The following is a 23,009-nucleotide window of genomic DNA, read 5'->3' on the forward strand; positions in this document are numbered from 1 at the left end:
AAAATCAGATTCCAAAAAATTGTTTAACTCCGTCACCACCACCCATTATTAATACTTGATTATCGTGTCCGAATTTAAGTTCTTTAATAAATTCCTGACCTCCTTGTTTTAATGGAATGAGAGCGACTCCTCTTTTGTTGAATTCATTTTCAAGGGCAGAGGAAACCATTCCGGCTCCTTTCCAAGGACCCCAGTTTACTGTAAGTATACGAGCATTAAGTTTATCTTTAATAACCCAGGATGTTAAGTCAAAGACACTGTTAGCTGCTGCATAATCCGATTGTCCTCTGTTTCCATAGACTGAAGCTATACTGCTAAAGAGTACAATAAATTTAATATCTGGTCTAAGTTCGTCTAGAATTACGTGTAAAGGATTAATTTTAGTGGAATATACTTTATTAAAAGCATCCGCTGTTTTATGAACCAAAAGTTTATCTACTAAAAGTCCTGCTGCATGTATGATACCATCAATCTTTCCATATTTTTCGTATGTGCCACGAATGAAATTCCGCAGATTATTTTCATCCGTTACATCTAAAGAGACATATGTTACTTTTGAGCCGGATTTTTCAATATTCGAAATCGTAGCTGCTATTTGGTTTTCTTTTTCAATTTGTTGTGCTTTTTTCTCAATTTCAGCAGGAACAGTCATTTTCTCTTCTGATATAAGATGCTTACGTATTTCATTTTTATCTTTTAAAAATGAATACTTTTTATTTTCATCTGACGGTACTGGAGAACGTCCTACAAGAATGTAATGACAAGGATATTCATCTGCTAATTGTGCGGTTAATTCTGAAGTAATACCTTGGGCACCTCCAAAAACAACAACTACCGAATCCTTGTCTAATGAGATGTTTGATTTTCCGTTTACTGATAAGCTTTCAGGAACAAGATTTAAACGTAGTCGCTGAGAATCTTTGTATACAACTTCAGCAGAAATATCAGTTGATATTAATTCGTCTAAAATTATTTGTGAAACTTCTTCTGCATTTAGTAGTGTATGGGATATAATAGCTCTGCAATTAATTGCGGAAAATTCTCTTGCAATACTTTTTATCAGTCCCGGATAACCTTCAATTTTCTTTAACTCAGAAATGTTTTCGGTATTTTGAAGGCTTCCAATTACATCACTATAGCTAAAAATCCATTGAATTTTTTCGAGATTGCTTTTCTTGATTAATGAAAAAACTTCTTGAGTTGAATAATGTAAAGGAGATTGAGAAATATCTAGTACAATAAGTCCATCGTAAGAGGTTAAATCATTTTCATCTTTGCTTATTATTGAAGCAATTCCTCCTTGTTTTTCAATAGCTTTTTGAATGATAGTAGCAAATTCTCCTCCATCATCGGTTATAGCTATATTTTTATCTTTTATTGATAATTTTTCTTCAGATTGAAAATCCCATTTTTCAAGTTCGAACCGAGTTCTTAAAAGAGGTTTATCTTCCTCAGACTGACTTACCAGATTTTGCTCAAGTTCCAAAATTGAATTGGCATCAAAGGATACAGGCGTAGTTTCTTTAGTATTATTACTAGTAGAAAGGGCTTTCCCTGCTTCTTCCGGATTACCGTTGATGATATCCTCAATCCATCCGATAACTCCGTTCAAGGTTTTAATAGAAGCCATTTTTTCAATAGCATCTTCAGATTCCTCGAAATCTCCTTCCATGTTAAGTTTTTCACGTAAAGAGCCAATGATCTCCATTCTTTTGATTGAATCTATACTTAGGTCTGCTTCAAGGTCTAAATCAAGACCTAGCATATCTGTCGGATACCCTGTTTTCTCACTAACTGTTTCCAGTAATGTGTTTTTTATATGTTCCGCAGATATTGCCGGAGATGCTGCTACAGTTTCAGTTTTTATAGTTTGCAGATTAGCTTCTGTGGAAGATAAAGTTGCCGGAAGTTCTGATTGAACTAATTCTTCAACCCATCCGATAACACCGTTTAAGGTTTTAATTGAAGCCATTTTCTCGATAGCATCTTCAGATTCTTCGAAATCACCTTTTAAATTTAGTTTTTCACGTAATGCACCAATAATCTCCATTCTTTTAATAGAGTCGATACTTAAATCTGCTTCCAAATCCATTTCAAGTCCTAGCATATCAATTGGGTAGCCTGTTTTTTCACTAACAGTATCTAAAAGAGCTGACTTTATTTCCTCCAGTGATAGTGTTGCAGCAGAAGGTTGTTGTACGGAAGCAGTTGAAACAGCCATTGGTGTTTTGGCATCTTCAATTTTCGCTGGTGATATTTTATTTGTAGTGTTTACACTGATTACTTGTTGAGATGGAGACTGTGATATTGATGGTGTATGACCCAAATAACCCAACATTACATCACGTTGATTTTGTATCATGGTTTTCATATTCCCAAGATATTCAAGCATGATATGGTCAGATTCAGTCATGAGGTTAGATCCAGCTCCGTTTATAGAAAAATTATTTAAACTAACAGGTTCTGTAATTGGTAAAGCTCCATTAGCAGGCATTGGTCCCACAGAAGGTACAGCATTATGACCATTGATAAACCAGATTGTAGGTTTTTTCTTATATATTTCGGGTTGATCCAAGTCTAAAACTTTAGCATTCCGATTATCAAACAATTTTTCGATATTTATATTTCTTCCGGTAGCAATATATTTAGCAAGGGCGTTAAGAATATAATTAATACCCTCTTTACCTTTTTCCTCAGTTTGAATAATGCTGATTGAGTCTTTTTCTTTAATAGAAGACTGAGCTAAGTTTATCAATACTTTCCCTGGTCCGGTTTCGATAAATATACGAGCCCCATCTGTATACATTTTTTGAATTTCTTCATTAAATAAAACAGGTTTTATAAGATGCTCGGAAAGTCTGGTTTTTATTTCATTACCCTGAGTTGGATATAAATCTGCGGTAGTATTAGACCAAACAGGAATAGAAGGAGATTTAAAGCTCACTTTTTCAAGTTCTTTAGCAAATAAATCTTTTGATTTTTCTAAAAGAGGGCTATGAAAGGCACAGTCTACACTTAATTCTTTATAAGAAATGTTTTGTTGCCCCATTTCTTTCATTAATGAATTCATTGCAAAGGTAGTACCTGCAAGTATAGTTTGTTTAGGCGAGTTAAAATTAACAGGCCAAATGTCGTTTTTACCAGCAAGAAGTTGCTCTAATTCCTGTTGTGAAATCCCTACAGCGATCATTTTTCCTTTGTCGTTTCCAATGGCATTTAGAATAGATTCTGCTCTTTTTCGACTTAGAGAAACTAGATTTTCAGAGTCAAAGGCACCACTAAAGCATAATGCCGGTAGTTCTCCATAGCTATGACCAGCCACCATATCAGGTTCAATCCCTAAGGAACGTAAAAAGTCTGCTATGGCCAAGTCTACAATTCCAAGGGCAGGCTGAGCATTCTGAGTCTGAGTAATAGTTTTTTGTTGAATTTTTTTACTTTCCTCATCAAAGACTGTATTAGGATAAAGAATTTTATCATATTCAGGATGTTGAAGAAGTAGTTTTCTCATAGAAGGAAATGCTACTAAAAGATCCCTAGCCATATTAATTCTCTGGCTTCCTTGTCCTGAAAACAAAAATGCTACTTTACCTTCTTTTGGATTACGCAGGTAAATATCAGATTCATTTATATCATTAATTATAGATTCCAGCTTGTTTTTTAATTTTTTTATACTTTTAGCAACAAGTGTAATCTGAATTTCTTTCTGATTATAAAAAGCGAGGCTATAGGCAATATCTCTGAGAGTAAGTGAATCGTTTACAGAGATTAGAGTTTGTACTTTTTTAGCTAATTCTTTAGCTTCTTCTAAAGTATCTCCTCTGAAAATGAATAATTCCGAAGGCCATAAAGTTAATGCGCTGGTTTGCTTAACTTCAGATTGATAATTTTCCATGACAACGTGGAAATTTGTTCCACCGAATCCAAAGGCACTAACACCGGAAATTCTTCTTTCACTTCCCCAAATTCCTGCATTCGTATTAAAGATAAAAGGACTTGTTTCTTTATTATAGAATGAATTTGGATTTGATAAGTTTATGGTTGGTGGTTGTACTCCATAATACATAGATAATGCAGCTTTAATAACTCCTGCAAGTCCTGCGGCACATTTGGTATGACCAATTTGAGTCTTGACAGAACCTAAATGTGTTTGTCCTGTTGTTGCTCCAGATTCTAAAAACATATCTGTCAAAGCACTTAGCTCAGTTTTGTCTCCAACTACCGTACCGGTTCCATGCGCTTCAATAAGTTCAACCTCAGAAGGTAATACTCCTGCATTTTTGTATGCTCTTTGTAAAGCTTTCATTTGCCCCTTTTTGTTTGGAGCAGTCATTCCTAAATTTTTTCCGTCACTACTTCCTCCGGTTCCACGTATTACAGCGTAAATTCTATCTCCGTCCCTTTCAGCGTCTTCAAGTCTTTTTAAAATAATCATTGAAACACTTTCTCCAAGAGCAATACCATCAGCATCTGAATCAAATGAGGCACAGCGTCCTTTTTTTGATAGTGCATAGGTTGCAGAAAACATCAGGTAATCGTTAAGTCCGTTATGTAAATCAGCTCCTCCTAATACAACAATGTCAGAGCGTTTATTTTGTAATTCCTGGTAAGCTATATCCATAGCTGCAAGTGACGACGCACAAGCAGCATCTACGGTAAAGTTACTTCCTCCTAAATTCAGTCTGTTAGTTATTCTACCGGCTACTACGTTAGATAAAACTCCGGGAAATGAATCTTCATTTAACTTAGGAAGTACATTTTTTAACTCTTCCGGTAGTTCTCCAAACACTTGTTTTGCATACCCTCTGAATCCATAGCTGGCAGCTAATTCGGTAGCTCCTTCAGCACCAATAATTACAGAGGTGTTTTCTCCATCAAATGTAGCCATATCATATCCTGCATCTTCCAATGCTCTTTTAGCAACAAGAAGGCTCAATAATTGTACAGGTTCAATGGATGCTAATGATTGAGGCGGAATTCCAAATTCCAACGGATCAAAATCAATTGTTGGAATAAATCCTCCCCACTTGGAGGATACAAAGTCTGTATCTCTTGTGTCCGGATTATAGAAAAGCTCTTTATTCCATCTGCTATCAGGTACTTCAGTTACACAATTTTTTGATAATAATATATTTTTCCAGTATTCTTCTAATGTTTTAGCCTGAGGGAATATTCCAGCCATCCCTACGATAGCTAATTTTACAGGTTCATTCTCTCGTAAAGGCTCTTCGATTTTATCTAGTTTTGAAATTAAGGCATTGTTATCAATAGCAACATTTGAGTGTAAGTCATCAAGAGTAACAACTTTATCTCGTAGTGAGGAAATTTGTCCAATCATGAACACACCTTTCTCTACCTGATCTTCGTCATTTAAGCTAACCAGATTACTACCTTGTCTTTCAATTCCTTTTGCAGCAATTCTTTGACGCCCTAAGTTCATTTCTTCCAGTTTTAACCAGACTTCTTTTGAATCCAGTCCTTCAGCAAAAAGCTGCTCTTTAACTTGTGTAAAATGTTCGGTAAAAGGGGTAGGCAATGCTCGGGTTTCCTGACCTGGAGCTGCTTCTAATAATATTGTTTTTGAATGATTGACAGATTGCTCCTGATAGCTTTTTAATATTGCTCCGGTTTCAACTGCTTCCTTTGTAAATAGATAAGAGGAACCCATTAAGACTCCTATTTTAGCTCCTTTAGCAGCTAAAGAGGCTGACATTATGGATATAAATGCGGAAGAAAAGGCGTCGTGAATTCCTCCTGCAAAAAATACATTCAGGGTTGATGGATTTTCATCTTTAATTAACCTGAATATTTGTTTTTCCCATAATACCATACTTGAAAGCGGACCTACATGTCCTCCACTTTCCCGACCTTCAAAGATAAAGTTACGGGATCCTTCTTTCATAAACATGTCAAGCAGGGTTACAGAAGGTACATGTAAAAATACTTTTATTCCTTCTTTTTCATATGGTTTTGCCAATGTAGGTCTTCCTCCGGCAATAATTAATACAGGAGGCTTGTTTTCTAAAATATATTTCATTTGCTCTTCCCTTAACTGAGAAGGTGCAAATCCTAAAATACCAATTCCCCAAGGCTTATCTTTAAGCAATTCGGCTGTTTTTGATACAGCTTGTTGTGCTGCCTGTCCTATCATTAGACTCAATGCTATGAATGGAAGAGCTCCTGCATCTGTGACTTTATCAGCAAATTCTGGAACGTCGCTTACTCTGGCCATAGGTCCTTGTGCTATTGGAAATTTAATTCCAAGTTCTTGAGCCAAAGGACTATTTTCTCCTATTATGTTTAAGCTTTTTGCTTGTAATAAATGCCCGTAAGCAGCTTCTCTTACAGCATAGATAAAGTTGTCCAGAGTCTTATATTTCTCAATAAAATCAACGGATAAAGCAACATCTTGACCCATAGGAAGGATGTTTTCAGATAGATCTATTCCTCCCAGATAGGGAACTATATCTTCGTATTTTGGGTTTAAAGGTAACGAAGGTGAGTTTTTTCTAACTAATATTCTATAACTGTCTATTAGTATTGTTTCACTACCACTAAGTCTACCCAAAACATTTTTTAATTCTTTGGGAAGTCTGCACTCAGGGAATAATGCTACCTGGCTGTCATAAATTATACCCTGTGCCCCCATAGCTAAAGCAGCAGCAGAGGTATGTACCCCCATTCCACCTTGTATGTATATGTTGGTATTGGTATGAGGAAACATTTTTTTTATACCTTGTAAAAGTACAAATGAGGATTCATAAGCAACTTTTCCAGCTCCTTCATTCCCTTTTAATACAATTGATTTAACACCTTTTTTTATAGCCTCTTCAGCTTCGTCAAGTGAGAAAACCTGGTATATTGTTTCAACATTTTCTAAGGTAGGGAAAGTTGCAGATAAATTAAATGGGATAAATATTCTATTAACATTTTCTGGTAATTCCAATGAGTCGGATATTTCCGAAGTAACACATATGCCGAACGATTTTTTTGTTTTATCAGATAAATCTTTTAGGCTCTGTCTCGCTATTTCTTTATCCCTTCCTAAATGTAATATGGGGTTTGCTCCTACTTTAATAGTTTCTAAAGCTAGGTAAACATCTGGCATCTCAAAAGGAGAAAGAACGAATAATTCTTTGTTTTTTTGCATAGTTATTAAAGAATATAAATTGTAAATAATAAACCAAATTTATGGTAAAATAATGATCTAAAATGCTTAAAAGATCAGTGCATATGGTTAATTAAATAAAAAAAATGATTTCTATTGTCTTAATCAAGATGCAAATATAATAAAAAAAACTTGAATACAAATAAAGTGAAACTTATCTGATTTCTAGTTTTTTTAGATGATTTAATTGGATAAAAAGTATTATTACAGCTAATAGTGTTGACACTAAATCTGATAAAGGTATGGAATACCAAATGCCATCAATTCCATAAAATTTAGGAAGTATAAATAAAGCCGGGATAAGTATGATAAATTGTCTTGTCATACTTAAAAAGAATGAATATAATGCTTTTCCGATACATTGGAAAAAGTTTGATATAACCATTTGCAGTCCGCTTAGAGGAAGTGTGATAGTCATTATTTTAAGAGCTGTAGTAGCTTCTTCAGCAAGTTGGGCAGATGGATTGAATGGTTTGATTACTATGTCAGGTAAAACTATTCCTACTAATAAGCCGACAGATCCTATTAAAATTCCTGTTTTAATAGTATAGTTAAGTGTTTGTTTCACTCTGTCCATTTTTTTTGCTCCGTAATTATATCCGATTATAGGTTGCATGCCTTGTGTAAGACCTACCAATATCATAATAAATACCATGATTAATCGATTTGCAAGAGTATATGATTCAATTGCAATGCTGCCACCAAAGATTTTTAAACGATTGTTAATGAAAAAAACGACTACAGATGCAGCTAAAAGCATAAAAAATGGTGCGAAGCCTATGTTAATTATAGACCATACAATTCTGGAATTCCAACGTAGATAATTCCATTTGAGAGATAACGGATTTTTTTTATTTAGAAAATGGATCAATACTACGCTTAATCCTATCATTATTGATAAATTGGTAGCTATAGCAGCTCCTTTCATACCCCAATCCAGTATAAAAATAAATACAGGTGCAAGCAAAATGTTTGCAAAAACTCCTATAAGCATTGTATACATAGCTTTTTTAGGATATCCTGAAGCTCTCATAATGTTGTTCAACGCAAAGTTTACGGTTAGAAAAACATTACCCGGAAGATAATATATTAGAAATTCTTTAGCAAAAAAAAAGGTTTCTTCTGTACTTCCTACGGCATATAAAATTTTATTAGTAAAAATATAAGTGGTTATAATGAAGGTAGTTGTAAGTAATACGGCTAGCGTTATTGAGTTGCCAATGACTTTTCTGGCTCCCTCTATGTCTTTTTGCCCCAAAAGAATGGATACTCTTGCCGATGCTCCAGAGCCTACCAGCATCCCTAATCCGGAGATAAGATTCATTACTGGTAACAGGATACCTAGTCCCCCAATTGCATGATCTCCTAAATCTGGGCCATGTCCGATATAAATACTATCAATAATATTATATAGTGCAATAACCGCTGTGCCGATAATTGCAGGTATTGCGTATTGCCAGAGTAAATTTTTAGGATTTTTAGTTTCTAATTCTGTTATTTTTTTAGCTTCAGGAAGTATCATATGTAGTTAGCAGGATTAGACCTTTATTACTATTTTAACATCAAAAGTACAAAATATAATTAGGGTCAGCAATTAACTAACATACGAAAACCTTCTCCATGAATATTGACAATTTCAATATTTTGATCTTCTTTAAGATATTTTCGCAAAGATGCAATATAAACATCCATGCTTCTTGAGGTAAAATAATTATTATTCTGCCATATTTTAGTCAAAGCTTCGTCTCTTGTCATTAGATCATTTTTGTACAGACATAGTAGTTTTAATAATTCATTTTCTTTTGGAGATAATTTATACTTTTTATCTTTCACTTCAAGTAGACGGAGTTTAGTGTTAAATACAAAATTTGAAATTTCATAAATTTCTTTTTCTTCTTTTTCCTTGCTTATTGATATATTTGATATTCTTTGAAGGACTGCGTTAATTTTGTAAATAAGAACTTCAGTGTCGAAAGGCTTAGTTATATAATCATTAGCACCCAATTTATATCCGGTCAGGATATCTCCCCTCATGTTTTTGGCAGTAAGAAAAATGATGGGTACATCCGGATTAATATCAATGATTTCTTTCGCTAATGTAAACCCGTCTTTTTTGGGCATCATTACATCAGTAAGGCAGATATCGAACGATTCGGCTTTAAATTTTTTTAAACCGTCTTCTCCATCTACAGCAAGAGTAACATCATAATCGTTTAAAGAAAGATAATCTTTAAGCACAGCTCCAAAACTGGGATCGTCTTCAACTAACAGTAGTTTTGCTTTTATACTCATTTGGTTTTTGTGGTTGGATTAATATAATTATAACAAAATATTAATCTTTAACCAATAATCGGAAACCTTCACCATGAATATTTACAATCTCAACATTATCATCATCTTTTAGTAATTTTCTTATTTTTGCAATATACACATCCATGCTTCTAGACGTGAAGTAATTATCATTATGCCATATTTTAGTCAAAGCTTCTTCTCTAGGCATTAAATCATTTTTATATTTGCAAAGTAATTTTAATAGTTCATTTTCTTTTGGAGATAATTTATACATATTGCCATTAACCTCAAGTTGACGGAGTTTGGTATTAAATTTAAAATTTGAAATTTCATAAATTTCTTTTTCTTCTTTTTCTTCAGTTATTGAACTGTTAGAGTTTCTCTGTAGTACAGCACTTATTTTGTAAAGTAAAACTTCAGAATCGAAAGGTTTAGTTATATAATCATTAGCTCCCAATTTGTATCCGGTCAGGATATCTTCCCTCATGTTTTTGGCAGTTAGAAAAATGATGGGTACATCCGGATTAATATCAATAATTTCTTTCGCTAAAGTAAACCCGTCTTTTTTAGGCATCATTACATCAGATAGGCAGAGGTCAAATTCTTCAGCTTTGAATTTTTCTAATCCGTCTTCTCCATCTATAGCAAGGGTAACATCATAATCATTTAAAGACAGATAATCTTTAAGTACAGCTCCGAAACTGGGATCGTCTTCAACTAATAATAATTTTACTTTTTTATCCATGGTGTTATTTGTTTAAAGGAATTCTTATAATAAAGGTCGTGCCTTTGTTAGGTTTACTAACAACTTTAATACCACCTTTATGTAATTTTATAATATTTTTTACATAGGCAAGGCCTAAGCCATGCCCTTTTACATTATGTATGTTTCCGGTTTCTTCACGATAAAATTTTTCGAAAATACGTTTTATTACACTTTCACTCATACCTTTACCTTTGTCAGATATTTCAGCAACATAATCATTTTTATCGTTGTAGGTTTTTACAGTTATTTCTGGTTTTTCAGGAGAATATTTATTTGCATTATCTAGTATATTTACAAAAACATTCGTTAAATGAAATCCATCAGCGTTTGCAATATGTCTTTCTGCTGCATATTTTTCAATAATAGTACCTCCTCTTTGTTCTACCTGAACCCTTACAGTTTTGACGCTGTTTTTTAGAATTTCACGCATATTGGTTTCCTTAATGACTAACTCAAGCGAGTTTCGTTCCAATTTTGACATTCTAAGTACCATCTCTACCTGTTTTTTCATCCGGGTATTTTCCTGTTTGATTAGAGAAGTGTAGAATTTCATTTTTTCAGGATCTTCCTGAACTTTTTCTGTGCCCAGAGCATCGGTAGCTATATTAATAGTAGCTATGGGTGTTTTAAATTCATGTGACATATTGTTGATAAAGTCAGTCTTTATCTCAGAAATCTTTTTTTGCTGAGACATGTAGTAAATCGAAGCAATATATATTGCTATAATTACCAAGGTGGAGGTAATAGTCACACCGATAGCTCCAAAAATTGGATTTAATACTGAATATTGTTTAGATGGAAAATAAACAGAAAGATAATATTGAGTGTTGTCTTTTCCATCTGAAAATAACACGGCATTGTAATTATGTTTAGGGTGCTTACTTAATACAAATTCTTTGCTATGAATTTTAGTGAGAGCTAATTTATTATTAAGAACACCACATTTAAATTCTGTATCTATGTTTTGTTTTTTTAATTCAATATTTACGATTGAGTCAATAGTTCCAATATCTACTCTGGACTCCAAACTCATTTGATTGATACTTAGTCTTGCAAATTCATCTAATGTGAATTTAGGACTGACAAAACTATTTTCTATATTAGCTTCAATCGGTTTCAGGTTCAGATTGTTAGAGTCCTTTTTTATCTTTAATACACCTTCATCAGTAAGAAGGTTAGTGATTTTTAAAGTGTCTTTTTTTGAAAAAGGTATTACAAGTGGTTTTTTATTAACAATGGTTTTTTTATAAATTATATATTTTACAGACTGTGAGTCTACTACACTCATGGCTGTTTGAATGGTGCTGGAGTCTTTTTGACTATTAATGTCCTGGTAGAAATTGTTGAAGGGTTTATAAAATTTATTGATTTCTAGTGTGTTAATCTTTACTGCTGAACTATTTAGAGCTTTATATACCCGAGATGAAAAATCCTGCTCCCCGGCATCAATAGATTGTTTTAACCAGAAAATCTGTAAACCAACGAAAACAATTAGAGATATTGTCATTAAACCCGATAAAATAGGGATAAATCGTTCCTTCATATTACAAAAGTAAACATTTTAAAAATGAAAAATAAACACTTTTTTTATATTTAAACTGACATTTTAAAAATATATTTTATTACTTGAACTATTTATTATTTATAGTTTGTAATATTTTATTTAGCTGAGAATTATGTTGTCAGTATCTGTTAAAATAACGTAAATTTGCTTTCCAATTATTTTTACCATGCAAGAAGAGAAAAAAACATTAAATTTTTTAGAGCAGATTATTGAAGATGATTTAGCAGAAGGTTTTCCGGTAAGTAAATTAAGATTTCGATTTCCACCTGAACCAAATGGTTATTTACATATAGGGCATACTAAAGCTATATGGATTAATTTTGGTCTAGGACAACGCTATGAGGCGCCGGTTAATCTGAGGTTTGATGATACTAATCCAGCAAAAGAAGATCAAGAATATGTAGATGCTATAAAAAAAGATATACAGTGGTTAGGTTATAGTTGGGATAGAGAATGTTATGCTTCTGATTATTTTCAGCAATTGTATGATTGGGCTGTGAACTTAATAAAAGAAGGTAAAGCATATGTAGATGATCAAACGTCTGAAGAGATCAACAAGCAAAGAAAAACTCCTTCTGAAGATGGTGTTGAAAGTCCTTTTCGAAATAGAAGTGTAGAAGAGAATCTAGATTTATTCGAGAAAATGAAAAATGGTGAATTTAATGAGGGAACACATGTTCTGAGAGCTAAAATAGATATGACCTCTCCTAATATGAATATGCGTGATCCTGTCATGTATCGTATTTTGAAAAAACATCATCAAAGAACCGGAGATGCTTGGGGTATATATCCAATGTATGATTGGACTCATGGTGAATCTGATTATCTTGAGCAGGTTTCTCATTCACTATGTTCTCTCGAATTTGAAAATCATCGTCCTTTATATGAGTGGTTTTTAGAGCAGGTTTATACTCAGAATGTTAAAACAAAGCAAAGAGAATTTGCACGTTTAAATGTTAATTATACCATTACAAGTAAGAGAAAATTGTTAAAACTGGTAGAAGGTAATTATGTTTCCGGTTGGGATGATCCCCGGATGCCTACTATTTCAGGTATGAGACGAAGAGGATATACTCCTGAGGCAATTATAGATTTTCTTGAGAGGGTAGGAGTTGCGAAAAGAGATAATTTAATAGATGTAGCCTTATTAGAATTTACGGTACGTGATCATCTGAATAAAATTGCGCCAAGAGTTATGGCTGTAATAAATCCGGTTAAGATTGTAATAACTAATTACCCTGAAGACAAAGAAGAATGGGTAGCTGTAGAAAACAATCCGGAAGATTCTGATGCAGGATTTAGAGATATTCCTTTCACGCGTGAAATTTATATTGAAAGGGAAGATTTTATGGAAGAAGCTCCTAAAAAATTCTTTCGTTTAACACTTGGAGGTGAGGTAAGGCTAAAGGGGGCTTATATAATAAAAGCGGTAGAAGTTGAAAAAAATGAAGAAGGAGAAATACAAACCATATATTGTACCTATGATGAAGATAGTAAAAGTGGAAGTGGCAGTGAGGCTAGTTTGAGAAAGGTTAAAGGTACGTTGCACTGGGTTTCCGTAAAACATGGATTGCCCATTGAAGTGAGAATCTATGATCGTTTATTTAATGTGGAATCTCCCGACTCTAAAGATGACGAGTTTTTAGAATTTTTAAATCCGGATTCTCTTAAAATAGTTCATGGATTTGCTGAACCTAGTTTGTATGGCACAAAAATTGGAGATAAATATCAGTTTCAAAGATTGGGTTATTTTGCTGTAGATGATGATTCCAAAGACAATCAATTGGTTTTTAATCGAACAGTAACATTAAAAGATACTTGGGCAAAAATTAATAAATAGATATTAAATTATTAAAAAATGAGAAAGTTATTGCTATCTTTATTAATTGTGACTTCGTCATTAATTGGTCAGGGGCAGGAAGTAAGAACACCAGCAGCAAGTTTAAAATCTTCAGTAGAGCAAATGGTCGGACTTACTGATATTGAATTTGTTTATTCCAGGCCTAACAAAAAAGGAAGGGAAATATTTGGAGTTTTAGTTCCTTATGGTCAAGTTTGGAGAACAGGTGCTAATGAAAATACAACTATTAAATTTGGGGATGATGTAGAAATTGACGGTAAATCATTACCAAAGGGTAAGTATGCTTTATATACTATTCCTAATAAAGATACTTGGGAGGTGATTTTTTATTCAGATTCCGAAAATTGGGGTACTCCCAAAGAATGGAATGAAAGTAAAGTTGCTTTAAAAACAACCGTTCCCGTAAAAAAGATAAATCAGGTAGTTGAAACCTTTACTATAGGAATTAACGATCTTTCAGATAACTCAGGGCATCTTCAATTTGTTTGGGATCAAACATTAGTAGATGTACGATTTGATGTTCCAACTCAAAAAATTGCCAATGAAAGTATTAATGGTATTTTAGCAAATCCTAAAGCTGATGCGAATGCTTATTATGCTTCAGCTAATTATTTTCTTCAATCGAATGGAGATATGAAAAAAGCACTGAACTGGATTAATAGAGCCATTGATTTAAAACAAGGAGATTCTCCATACTGGTATTTTAGAGTTAAATCTCAAATTCAGGCAAAGCTTGGAGATATTAAAGGAGCAATTGAATCTGCTGAAAAATCTTTGGAAGGTGCTCAGAAAGAAGGGAATAAAGACTATATAAAAATGAATACAGATTCCATCAAAGAATGGAAAAAGATTCTTTAAACAATAATTATTTTTATAAAAAAGAGGCAGGTTTTTACTTGCCTTTTTTTATTCATTATATTGTATTAATTGAATATATTGTGTAGGTGTAATTCCTTCAATTTGTTTAAAAGCTTTGTTGAAAGTTGACTGATGTTTGAATCCTGCCGAGCTGTATATATACATTAATGTATATTTATTGTTAGTATTCCTGTTCAGTTCTTCTTTAATATAGTTTATTCGGAAAAGATTTATCAGAGTGTTAAAATTATAATCAGATTCCATGTTGATGGCTCTCGAAACATAAGATGGATTTGTATTTAATAAGGTAGCTAACTCGGAAATATTAAAATCTGGATTTTTCCAGGGCTCTTTCTCTTTCAGATAAATTAAAATTTCAGTATAAATATTTTTATATCTTTGTTCTTCACTCGTATTTTTTTTGTTAGTGTCTTCTTTGCTTGAATTGTTTGGCGATAGCATTTGCTGTTTTATCCAGATATAATAGGTTGAAAAAAGAACTAAATTAAATGCCCCTATAAGAGTAAATGCTTTAATTATATTTTTTTGACTATAAGTAAAAATAGGGAGAATGGGCTGGGCAATTTTAGAATAATTTAATAGAGTTACACTAATAAAGGTGACCGTTAGAATGCATATGCTTAATATAACTGCCTTTTTATAAGAGAATACAACAGATAAAGCTAAGGGTATAGTCATATACCATAAAAAAATATCAGTAACATCGTTGTATAGAAGAATCAATGCATGTAAAAACAAGTAAGATGTTATAACTAATACATATAAGTCAATCAGAAGCTTTATTGAATTTTCATTTAATCGAAATATAATTGCAAAACATATCAAATTTATCGCAAGACCAAATAAAGAAATTATAAATAGTAATTTGATATCTAAAACATAGTACAATATAGATACAGAAAATAATGTAAAGATAATTGTTAGTAGAAAATTTTGTGAAAATTTTTTTAACATATAATTATTCTCTTAATCTTATTAAATTTTTTAATGTGGTTCCTGCAAAAATATAAATATAAAATGATTGTATTAAAATTGTAATATTGAATAAATATTATTGTTTTTATTTTAATATTTTATTAATTTTCTTATTAGTGCACTTAAATTAGTATTCAAATATTGTGTTTTTTTTGTTATTCTGTATAAAAATTACAGATTACTACTTTTGTTAATTATTTGAAAATTTTTTTCCATTTTTGTATTGAATTTCTACTTAATTTAAATTTGTTTGCCAATTCTGAGTTGCTTAATTCATTTTGTTTTTGATAAATTAAGATTTTCATAATACTTTTATCGTCAAATGATTTCAACCGTTGATTTGATTTAATTGATTTTACGTTTGCAACTGGGAAAAGATATTCATTAAATTCAATGATATCTAAAGAAGTGTTAAGGTTGTTCAGTCTATTCAGAACTGTTGAATCTGTTAATTTTTCAGGACACTTTTTTTTAATAATATCAATAAAAATTTTTTTATAATTAGGTTTGGTCATTTTAATAGAGTTTTATTTTTGTTATTGATCACTAAATTGTTTATTTATCCATCTGTGGATAGTAGTCTTAGGTATTCCATACATATCAGTGATCTGTTTACAAGATAATTTTTTTTCGTTTACAAGGCTTAAGATGAAATCTTTTATTTCATCTGTGTAGATATTTTTTCTAAAATTTGGAAGTTTTGAAGATGAAAGATTGGTATTTTCTAAATTTTTAAGTAGTGGGGCATAAAGTATAATATGTTGGGTGTATATTCTGAAAAAGTCGTATTCTAAAAGTTTACACCATTTTAATAATATATTAGTGTCAATGCTGGTTGAGTTATAATACTCATGTATTTTCGCTTCCTCACATCCAAAGTATGTACAAATTCTTAATTCAGGTAATTGAAGTTCATCTACTCTGGATTTGATTAATTTGCCAATATTTATATTTTTGTAATCTAAATTCATTAGTTTTTTTAAGTGTTATTATAAATGAAGATTGTCAATCTTCATTTATAATAACATTTTAATATTAAAATTAAGTACTCAATTTAATGAGCAACTTTATATTCAACTAGAGTGTTTACAGAGTTTACTCTAAATGTATAGGCATCATTTAATACAACTCTCCCAGATATAGGTCCTCCGTACACTTGCCCTGTAGTCCCTGAATGCCCCCGAGTTCTTGCATGGTGTATTACTTTTAATGTAATAGTTACATCCGTTAAAGAATCTGGATAATTTGGAAATACAGATTGAGGAATGTCTATTGCGCCTGCAAGTGTTATATTAATCGGTGCACCTTTAGTAAATTCCGAATTCTGCATAATACCTCCATGATACCAAGTAGTTCCGTCATCATACGAGTAAACAATTTCCGATAGTACTGTTGGTCCGTGATCTTCAATATAACCATTAGCATAAGAACCTTGATTGTCATAAATAGTTTGCGAATATCCGGTCCAGGTTCCGTTTACAGAACCACTCAGCCAATATTCTTTTGTATTTCCATCAGGGTATGAAATTGAAGAAAGATAATCACGGATTACATTAGTATATTGACCGGCAGTTCCAGCAGCACCTGTTGCAATCGATTCAATATTAGGATATACCGTACCATTTATAAATATAAAAGTAAATAGTTTTTGAGGGAAATTAGTAGTAATTTTTATGATATCACTATCAGTACCCAGTTTTGCCTTCTGGTAACCAGGAGTAGTATAATCGCTACCATCTGTTTGTTCTTTACAACTTGTATCGTTAGGTATCAATATAGCATTCATTTGTACACATCCGCCATAAGTTGTAGTATATGTGCTATTTGAACCTCCTCCATAAGGCATAAAGGGAGTATTTAATGATTTTGTATTTGTACCTAGCTCTGTATAACTGTCTACAGTAGTTGAAGAAGTAAAATATTTACTTTCATATTTTTGGCCGGCAGCATTTAAAATACTTATCGTTTTTGTGTCATTGTTAAACTCAATGGGTTGGTCCCCTGCAAGTACTTCCAACCGTTTAAAATCTCTAATAGTATAGGGTAATGTTCCACTAGTCGGAGTTAGTTCTAAAGAAGCCTTACCACTGGGCGTTACAATACTAGGATCAGTCGAAATTAAAACTTGCGATAAAGCTGAATTGCATAATATTGTAGAAGTTACAACATTGCATATTAGTAATAGTATATATTTTTTCATGTCTTTTTAAATTAATTATACTTTACCCAATTATTGGAGGCCATAACTAAATAATTAGGGGTCCAGGATAAAGGGGTATTTAAAACTGTAGTAGGAAATCCATTACTCCCATAAGTAACGCCATCCATGAAAGATGGAGCATCCGGCATCAATTTGTATTTTAGTTTAAATATGTAGTTTCCAGATTTTAGTATAGTTACAGCTCCACATAGGTCAACGATTATATTATTCCCTTTAAAAGCTTTAGTGTAAGCTTTTATATTTTTTTGGTTGGCAACTCCATATTTATTGTAATAATTAGATACGCTTAGCTCTTCTCCATCAGGATCTACAATAAAAAGTTCATACTGAACATACATATAATTCTGAATTATAATATAAGAATCATTACCCATTCTATATCTACCATCTTTTTCCCCAGTAGCTACGGGAATATCAGAAACCTGAATTGAGAATACAAATGGGGAAATAGCTTCTTCAGCTGATCTGAAGGCTATGCTTGCTGTATTATTACCATTTAAATCGTTTGGAAATTCCTGATAATCAGCTGTAGGTGAGGTAAATGAAATTCCTTTAGTACTTTGAGCTCCCTGATAAGTAGTGTCTCCGGAATTTATTCCATCTGCATAAAATGAGTAAGTAGCCGTAGACCTTTTGCTTAAAGTTGGTCCTAGAAATACGGTACCATTAACTTTTTCAGTAGTTTCTGTTATGGGTGTATCAGGTCTAAACCAAAGTTGTTTTCCTGCACTTTTAGTTATATCTGTATTTAATCCGTTCAGAATTAAAACTTCGCCATCCCTTGTTGCAGTAATTTCTAGCTTATATGTAGCATCTGTTTGATTAACTCCTAGCTGCCCATTTGCAAATACAGTAGCTAAAAGTAATGTTGTAAAAATATTCTTTTTCATCATTGATCATTTATTTGGAAAAGTCGTCATAATAAACACTAATGTTATAGCTGTAGCCATGTTCATCATAATTAGTATTGATGTTTGTAGAACCTAAATAAGTTTCATTAGTACATCCGTTACCATATAAAAGTAATACTCGGTAAGTTCCGGGAGGTACATTTTTAACAACTCCAGTTGAAAATCCGCTTCCGGAGGTCATAGAAGCTAATCGTGTAAATTGTGCCATAATTCCCGTATGAGGAACAGTATTACCACCTGTAATAACCTCTCCGTTTTTATTGTAAAGATTCCCTAAATTATCAGCTAAAACAGCTGCATATTTTGTGCAGGGAGCATTTCGTATTACATCCATAACTCCAGGATTCGTTGCATATACGTTATTAGCCAGATTAAATGTTATAAAAACGTCTGTAGTTGTTTTGAGGGTAAATGTTTCTGAAAAAAAATCATTCCATGTTGTATTAGATCCTTGCCCTCTCATATAGTACAAAGTAGCATTTGGATAAGTAAACCCGGACTGATAAGTGTAGGATGCTCCAAAAGAGGGAGATGAATTTGCCTGGCTGGCACTATTAGGCCATGTCCATCCAAGTAAGCCATGTGTGTTAACTCCATAATAACTTGGAGTAGCACCTAAAGAAGCATTTGCATTTTGCCATCCAAAATGGGGAACAGATACACAATTGGTGCAAGGAGGAATTGCATAGTGATTTGTTACCGAATTAAAAACAGTTAATGGAAAGGTTCCGGATTGTTGGATCTCATCTAATCCTAATAAATAATGTTGTTTAGTTGCATCGTATTGAGTTACTTTTATTCCAGTAAATCTCATTACAAAATCTTCTGACGGATTATTACTTTCATCCTTATTTCCCTCTATAGTTAAAACAGAGTTACTGTCGGGACTTTCAGTTCCTAACCCTACTTGAGAATAGCAAATCAGGAACATACAGCAAAATATTGCCGATGATACGATTTTTTTCATAATAGTTAATCTTTATAAGTTATACAATTTATTATAATAGGAGCTATAAAACCTTTATGAACAATTGATATAAGGAGTTGGTTTTTATATGCTTCCTGAAATAAATTTTATTTTAATGCTAATTTGAGGCATTTAGTAAAAAGAAATTAAATAAGAGAAGTTTAAAACAATAATTAACTAAATTTATGCAAGTAATTTTAAATGAGATCTATATATAAACTTAAAACAGTATTTAATTTAATTACTTAATTATGCTACCTGTAAAAAAGTTCAAAAGCTTATAGTGTTAATAAGAATTTCAAATCTTTTAATTTATAAATGAAATTAATTTTTAAAAAATTATTATTTGTTAAGATTATTTGCAATTCAGAAAATTTGTCTGTTATTAATAAATAGGTCTGATAATTGTCAATACAATTGTCAAATCCAATAAATGAAAAAGATTTCAATAAAAAAAGAAGCAATAATTATACCCTTGTTACTAATATTAGTAATATGGGCTGTTTTCTTTATTCAGTCATTTATAGGGTTACGTGAATGCTATGGTATAATTCCTTTAAGTTTTAAAGGTCTAAGAGGGGTTTTATTAGCGCCATTGTTTCATGGTAGTTTTCAGCATATATTTAATAACTCTATTCCATTGCTTGTTCTTACATTTTTAATATTTCAATTTTATGATAAATTAGCTTATTTTGTATTAGTTAATGGGTGGATATTTTCTGGTCTGGTAGTTTGGATGCTTCCGGATTTTGCTTTCGCTAATTCATCAATACTAAGTTGTCATATAGGTGCCAGTGGAGTTATTTATGTCTTGGCTTTTTTTTTATTTTTTAGCGGAGTGTTTAGGAAGGAAAGAGCGCTTAGGGCAGTCTCTTTAGTTGTTGTTTTTCTATATGGAGGTATTGTTTGGGGAGTATTACCTCAGGAGTTTTTTGGAATTCAGACAGAAAATAAAATTTCCTGGGAAAGCCATTTGTCTGGTGCTTTAATTGGTTTTATTCTGGCTTTTCTTTTACGGAAAACAGGACGCCTTAAGCATAAGTCCTCATGGGAAAGAAAAGAATACGATTCTTTAGCTGATGATGAGCTATGGGAAAGGTATAAGGAAGAGTATCCGGAAGAATTTGATAATAATTATCTGAATAATAGTATGAATAAAGATTTAAAAGATTCTAATAATATAAATATTTGCGATTGTAAATCAAAGGACCAAGGGAATGATTTAAAAAGTACAGACTCTAAATAAACCAGACTTTAATTTTAAATACTTCATTTGATAAATATTTGTACTCAACCTGCAGGTTATTGGTATCGCAAATAGATTTTACAATGTTCAATCCTAAACCGGAAGAATCTTTAGATTTATTGTTGTATACAAACCTGTTGAATAAATTTTCGTCAGAAGGGATATAATTACAGCTGTTTTCTATTAAAAGGTAATTCTCCTTAGCTTCAATAATTATAAAACCACCATTAAAATTATGTTTAATTGAATTGTTTATAAGGTTAGATACCAGAATTTCTGATAATTCAGGATTAATTTCTGAATAAAAAGATTTTAAATCGTAATTCAGTGAAATATCTTTAATATCAATTAATTCCTGGAAATCTTCAATGAAATTTTTAACTAATTCAGGAATGTTGATGCTTTTTTTAGAACTAAACTGATTATTATTAATCTTATTAATTAGAGTTAAAGAATGTGTGATTTTCGAAAGTCGGTTTACAGCCCGTAGCATTGCTTGTATATCTTTAGCCTGCTCTTTATTTTTAAACGCATTATCTTGAATAAAATGTTCAAGTTTAGATTTGATAATAGACAAAGGCGTTTGCATTTCATGAGAAGAATCTTCTATGAATTTTCTGGAGTTTTCATAGTCCTGATTAATTTTTTTTACCATTTGCATGATCACTTCATTCAGTTTGTCAAATTCTTTAATTCCAGGATCTGTAAGTTTTAGAACTGTATTAGCCTTTAAGTCATAATGATCCAGTTTAGATAAATTTTTATAAAAAGTATTCCAGATATTCCTTTTCATATAAAAATTAATAAAAAAAGAAAATAATACAAATAATAAAAACAGTACCATTAAAGAGGATACGATTACAAACATCATATCGTTGGACTTGAGCATTTGACGATTAATAGTTACTACGTACCAGTGATTATCGTAGTAAATAGGAAAATGAAGCTGTCGGTAAGAGTATTTTTCTCCCGATATAGGATTGTATATTATGGTATCATTAATATACTCAGGATGCATTTCCGGGTTTTCAATCGGTTCGGAATCTATACGAGAAGGTAGTATAGAGCTAGGAAAAGTAGGAAGGGTTTTATAATCTTTAACATAACGTTCAATTTTAGCCTTATAATCATAAAGAACCTTATCAGCAGAATAATTTATAAAAAACTCAAAAATAAAATAATGCGAAATGCATCCAAGAATCATGACAATAAAGACTCCTAAGATGAAATGTCTGCGTATAACCTGACTTAATTTCATTCTTCAGAAAATATGTATCCTATTCCGTAAACACTTTTAATATAATCATTACAGCCCTTATCAATAAGTTTCTTTCTGAGATTTTTTATATGTGTATAAATAAAATCAAAAGAATCAGCAGAAATACTCATATCATCCCCCCATAAATGTTCAGCAATAATTTCTTTACTAAGTACTTTTTCTTTATTCATCATAAAAAATAATAACAAGTCGTATTCTTTTTTAGTCAGAATTATTTCTTGATTATTAATCAGAACTTTGCGGCTGTCAAATATAATTGTAATTTCATTAAATAGTAGTTCATTACTTCCTTCCAGTCCCCTTCTTCGTATAATAGATTTAATACGTGCATTCAATTCAGATAAATGAAAAGGTTTTGTAAGGTAATCATCGGCTCCTATATCTAAACCTGTAAGCTTATCATCCAGTGAGTTTTTTGCTGAGATAATAATAATGCCAACTTTAGAATTATTTTTTTTTAATGATCGGATAATATCTAAACCGCTGCCATCTGGTAAAGTGATGTCAACTATAACGCAGTCATAATTATAAAGATGAATTTTTTCTTCCGCATGATTGTAATCTGAGGCAGTTTCAACTGAAAAACCTTCGGATATTAATAATTTGACAATTGAATCTTGAAGATCAATTTCATCCTCAATTAATAATAATTTCATAGTTTAAATTTACAATTTTATGTATCATATGGAATAAAAAAATAAGATAATTCAATTAAATTAAGCTAAATATTTATATGATATTATTGAGTAAAAATAAGAATAATAGTGAATAAGTAAAATTTTTTTATTTACACCTCTTTTATCTTGCTGGTTGTAAGCTTAATACAATAAACCAACCTTAATGAGATAAGATCTTCAGGATTACTTCAGATTTGGTTAAT

Annotated in this window: 16 protein-coding genes; 3 read left to right on the top strand and 13 right to left on the bottom strand. The window is 31.8% G+C overall.

Annotated features, from left to right (window positions below):
• Positions 1-4: 4 nt before the first annotated feature.
• The 5 genes from EQ921_RS02205 to EQ921_RS02225 form a co-directional block, all read right to left on the bottom strand.
• On the bottom strand, positions 5-7,150 hold the full coding sequence (locus EQ921_RS02205) for a type I polyketide synthase (protein ID WP_128330393.1): 7,146 nt from the start codon (positions 7,148-7,150) through the stop codon (positions 5-7).
• A 172-nt stretch (positions 7,151-7,322) separates the two neighbouring features.
• Positions 7,323-8,690: an MATE family efflux transporter gene (locus EQ921_RS02210; protein WP_128330394.1), complete on the bottom strand. Its 1,368-nt coding sequence runs from the start codon at positions 8,688-8,690 to the stop codon at positions 7,323-7,325.
• A 65-nt stretch (positions 8,691-8,755) separates the two neighbouring features.
• The gene (locus EQ921_RS02215) at positions 8,756-9,460 is read right to left on the bottom strand and encodes a response regulator transcription factor (protein ID WP_370449484.1); all 705 of its coding nucleotides are present in this window, start codon (positions 9,458-9,460) and stop codon (positions 8,756-8,758) included.
• Between the two features lie 40 nt (positions 9,461-9,500).
• Positions 9,501-10,205, bottom strand: coding sequence for a response regulator transcription factor (locus EQ921_RS02220; protein ID WP_128150777.1), 705 nt, complete (start codon positions 10,203-10,205; stop codon positions 9,501-9,503).
• Between the two features lie 4 nt (positions 10,206-10,209).
• Positions 10,210-11,769, bottom strand: coding sequence for a sensor histidine kinase KdpD (locus EQ921_RS02225; RefSeq protein WP_128150779.1), 1,560 nt, complete (start codon positions 11,767-11,769; stop codon positions 10,210-10,212).
• Positions 11,770-11,956: 187 nt separating this feature from the next.
• Between EQ921_RS02225 and EQ921_RS02230 the strand changes: the two genes are divergently transcribed.
• Complete coding sequence (locus EQ921_RS02230; protein ID WP_128330395.1) at positions 11,957-13,630, top strand: glutamine--tRNA ligase/YqeY domain fusion protein; 1,674 nt, start codon at positions 11,957-11,959, stop codon at positions 13,628-13,630.
• An 18-nt stretch (positions 13,631-13,648) separates the two neighbouring features.
• Positions 13,649-14,509, top strand: coding sequence for a DUF2911 domain-containing protein (locus tag EQ921_RS02235; RefSeq protein WP_128330396.1), 861 nt, complete (start codon positions 13,649-13,651; stop codon positions 14,507-14,509).
• A 48-nt stretch (positions 14,510-14,557) separates the two neighbouring features.
• Here the strand turns inward: EQ921_RS02235 and EQ921_RS02240 are convergent, their stop codons facing one another.
• From EQ921_RS02240 to EQ921_RS02265, 6 genes are all read right to left on the bottom strand, one after another.
• Entirely contained in the window at positions 14,558-15,484 is a 927-nt protein-coding gene (locus tag EQ921_RS02240) for an AraC family transcriptional regulator (RefSeq protein ID WP_128330397.1), read from the bottom strand.
• A 215-nt stretch (positions 15,485-15,699) separates the two neighbouring features.
• Positions 15,700-16,020: a helix-turn-helix domain-containing protein gene (locus EQ921_RS02245; RefSeq protein ID WP_128330398.1), complete on the bottom strand. Its 321-nt coding sequence runs from the start codon at positions 16,018-16,020 to the stop codon at positions 15,700-15,702.
• Between the two features lie 21 nt (positions 16,021-16,041).
• Positions 16,042-16,476 (bottom strand): transposase, encoded by a 435-nt coding sequence (locus EQ921_RS02250; RefSeq protein ID WP_128330399.1) that lies wholly within the window; start codon positions 16,474-16,476, stop codon positions 16,042-16,044.
• A gap of 83 nt (positions 16,477-16,559) precedes the next feature.
• Complete coding sequence (locus EQ921_RS02255) at positions 16,560-17,705, bottom strand: hypothetical protein (RefSeq protein ID WP_128330400.1); 1,146 nt, start codon at positions 17,703-17,705, stop codon at positions 16,560-16,562.
• Between the two features lie 11 nt (positions 17,706-17,716).
• The gene (locus EQ921_RS02260) at positions 17,717-18,616 is read right to left on the bottom strand and encodes a hypothetical protein (RefSeq protein WP_128330401.1); all 900 of its coding nucleotides are present in this window, start codon (positions 18,614-18,616) and stop codon (positions 17,717-17,719) included.
• Positions 18,617-18,626: 10 nt separating this feature from the next.
• Complete coding sequence (locus EQ921_RS02265; protein WP_128330402.1) at positions 18,627-19,604, bottom strand: hypothetical protein; 978 nt, start codon at positions 19,602-19,604, stop codon at positions 18,627-18,629.
• 433 nt (positions 19,605-20,037) lie between these two features.
• Here EQ921_RS02265 and EQ921_RS02270 point away from each other — a divergent pair, with 433 nt between their 5' ends.
• Positions 20,038-20,850, top strand: a complete 813-nt coding sequence (locus tag EQ921_RS02270) for a rhomboid family intramembrane serine protease (RefSeq protein WP_128150798.1) — start codon at positions 20,038-20,040, stop codon at positions 20,848-20,850.
• Here the strand turns inward: EQ921_RS02270 and EQ921_RS02275 are convergent.
• A complete protein-coding gene (locus EQ921_RS02275; RefSeq protein ID WP_128150800.1) occupies positions 20,843-22,108 on the bottom strand; it encodes a sensor histidine kinase KdpD in 1,266 nt (421 codons plus the stop codon). The genes EQ921_RS02270 and EQ921_RS02275 overlap by 8 nt on opposite strands.
• Positions 22,105-22,785, bottom strand: coding sequence for a response regulator transcription factor (locus tag EQ921_RS02280; protein WP_128330403.1), 681 nt, complete (start codon positions 22,783-22,785; stop codon positions 22,105-22,107). Before EQ921_RS02280 ends, EQ921_RS02275 begins: the two co-directional genes overlap by 4 nt.
• Between the last annotated feature and the right edge of the window lie 224 nt (positions 22,786-23,009).

The organism is Apibacter sp. HY039 (genome assembly GCF_004023655.1).
GTDB lineage: Bacteria > Bacteroidota > Bacteroidia > Flavobacteriales > Weeksellaceae > Apibacter > Apibacter raozihei.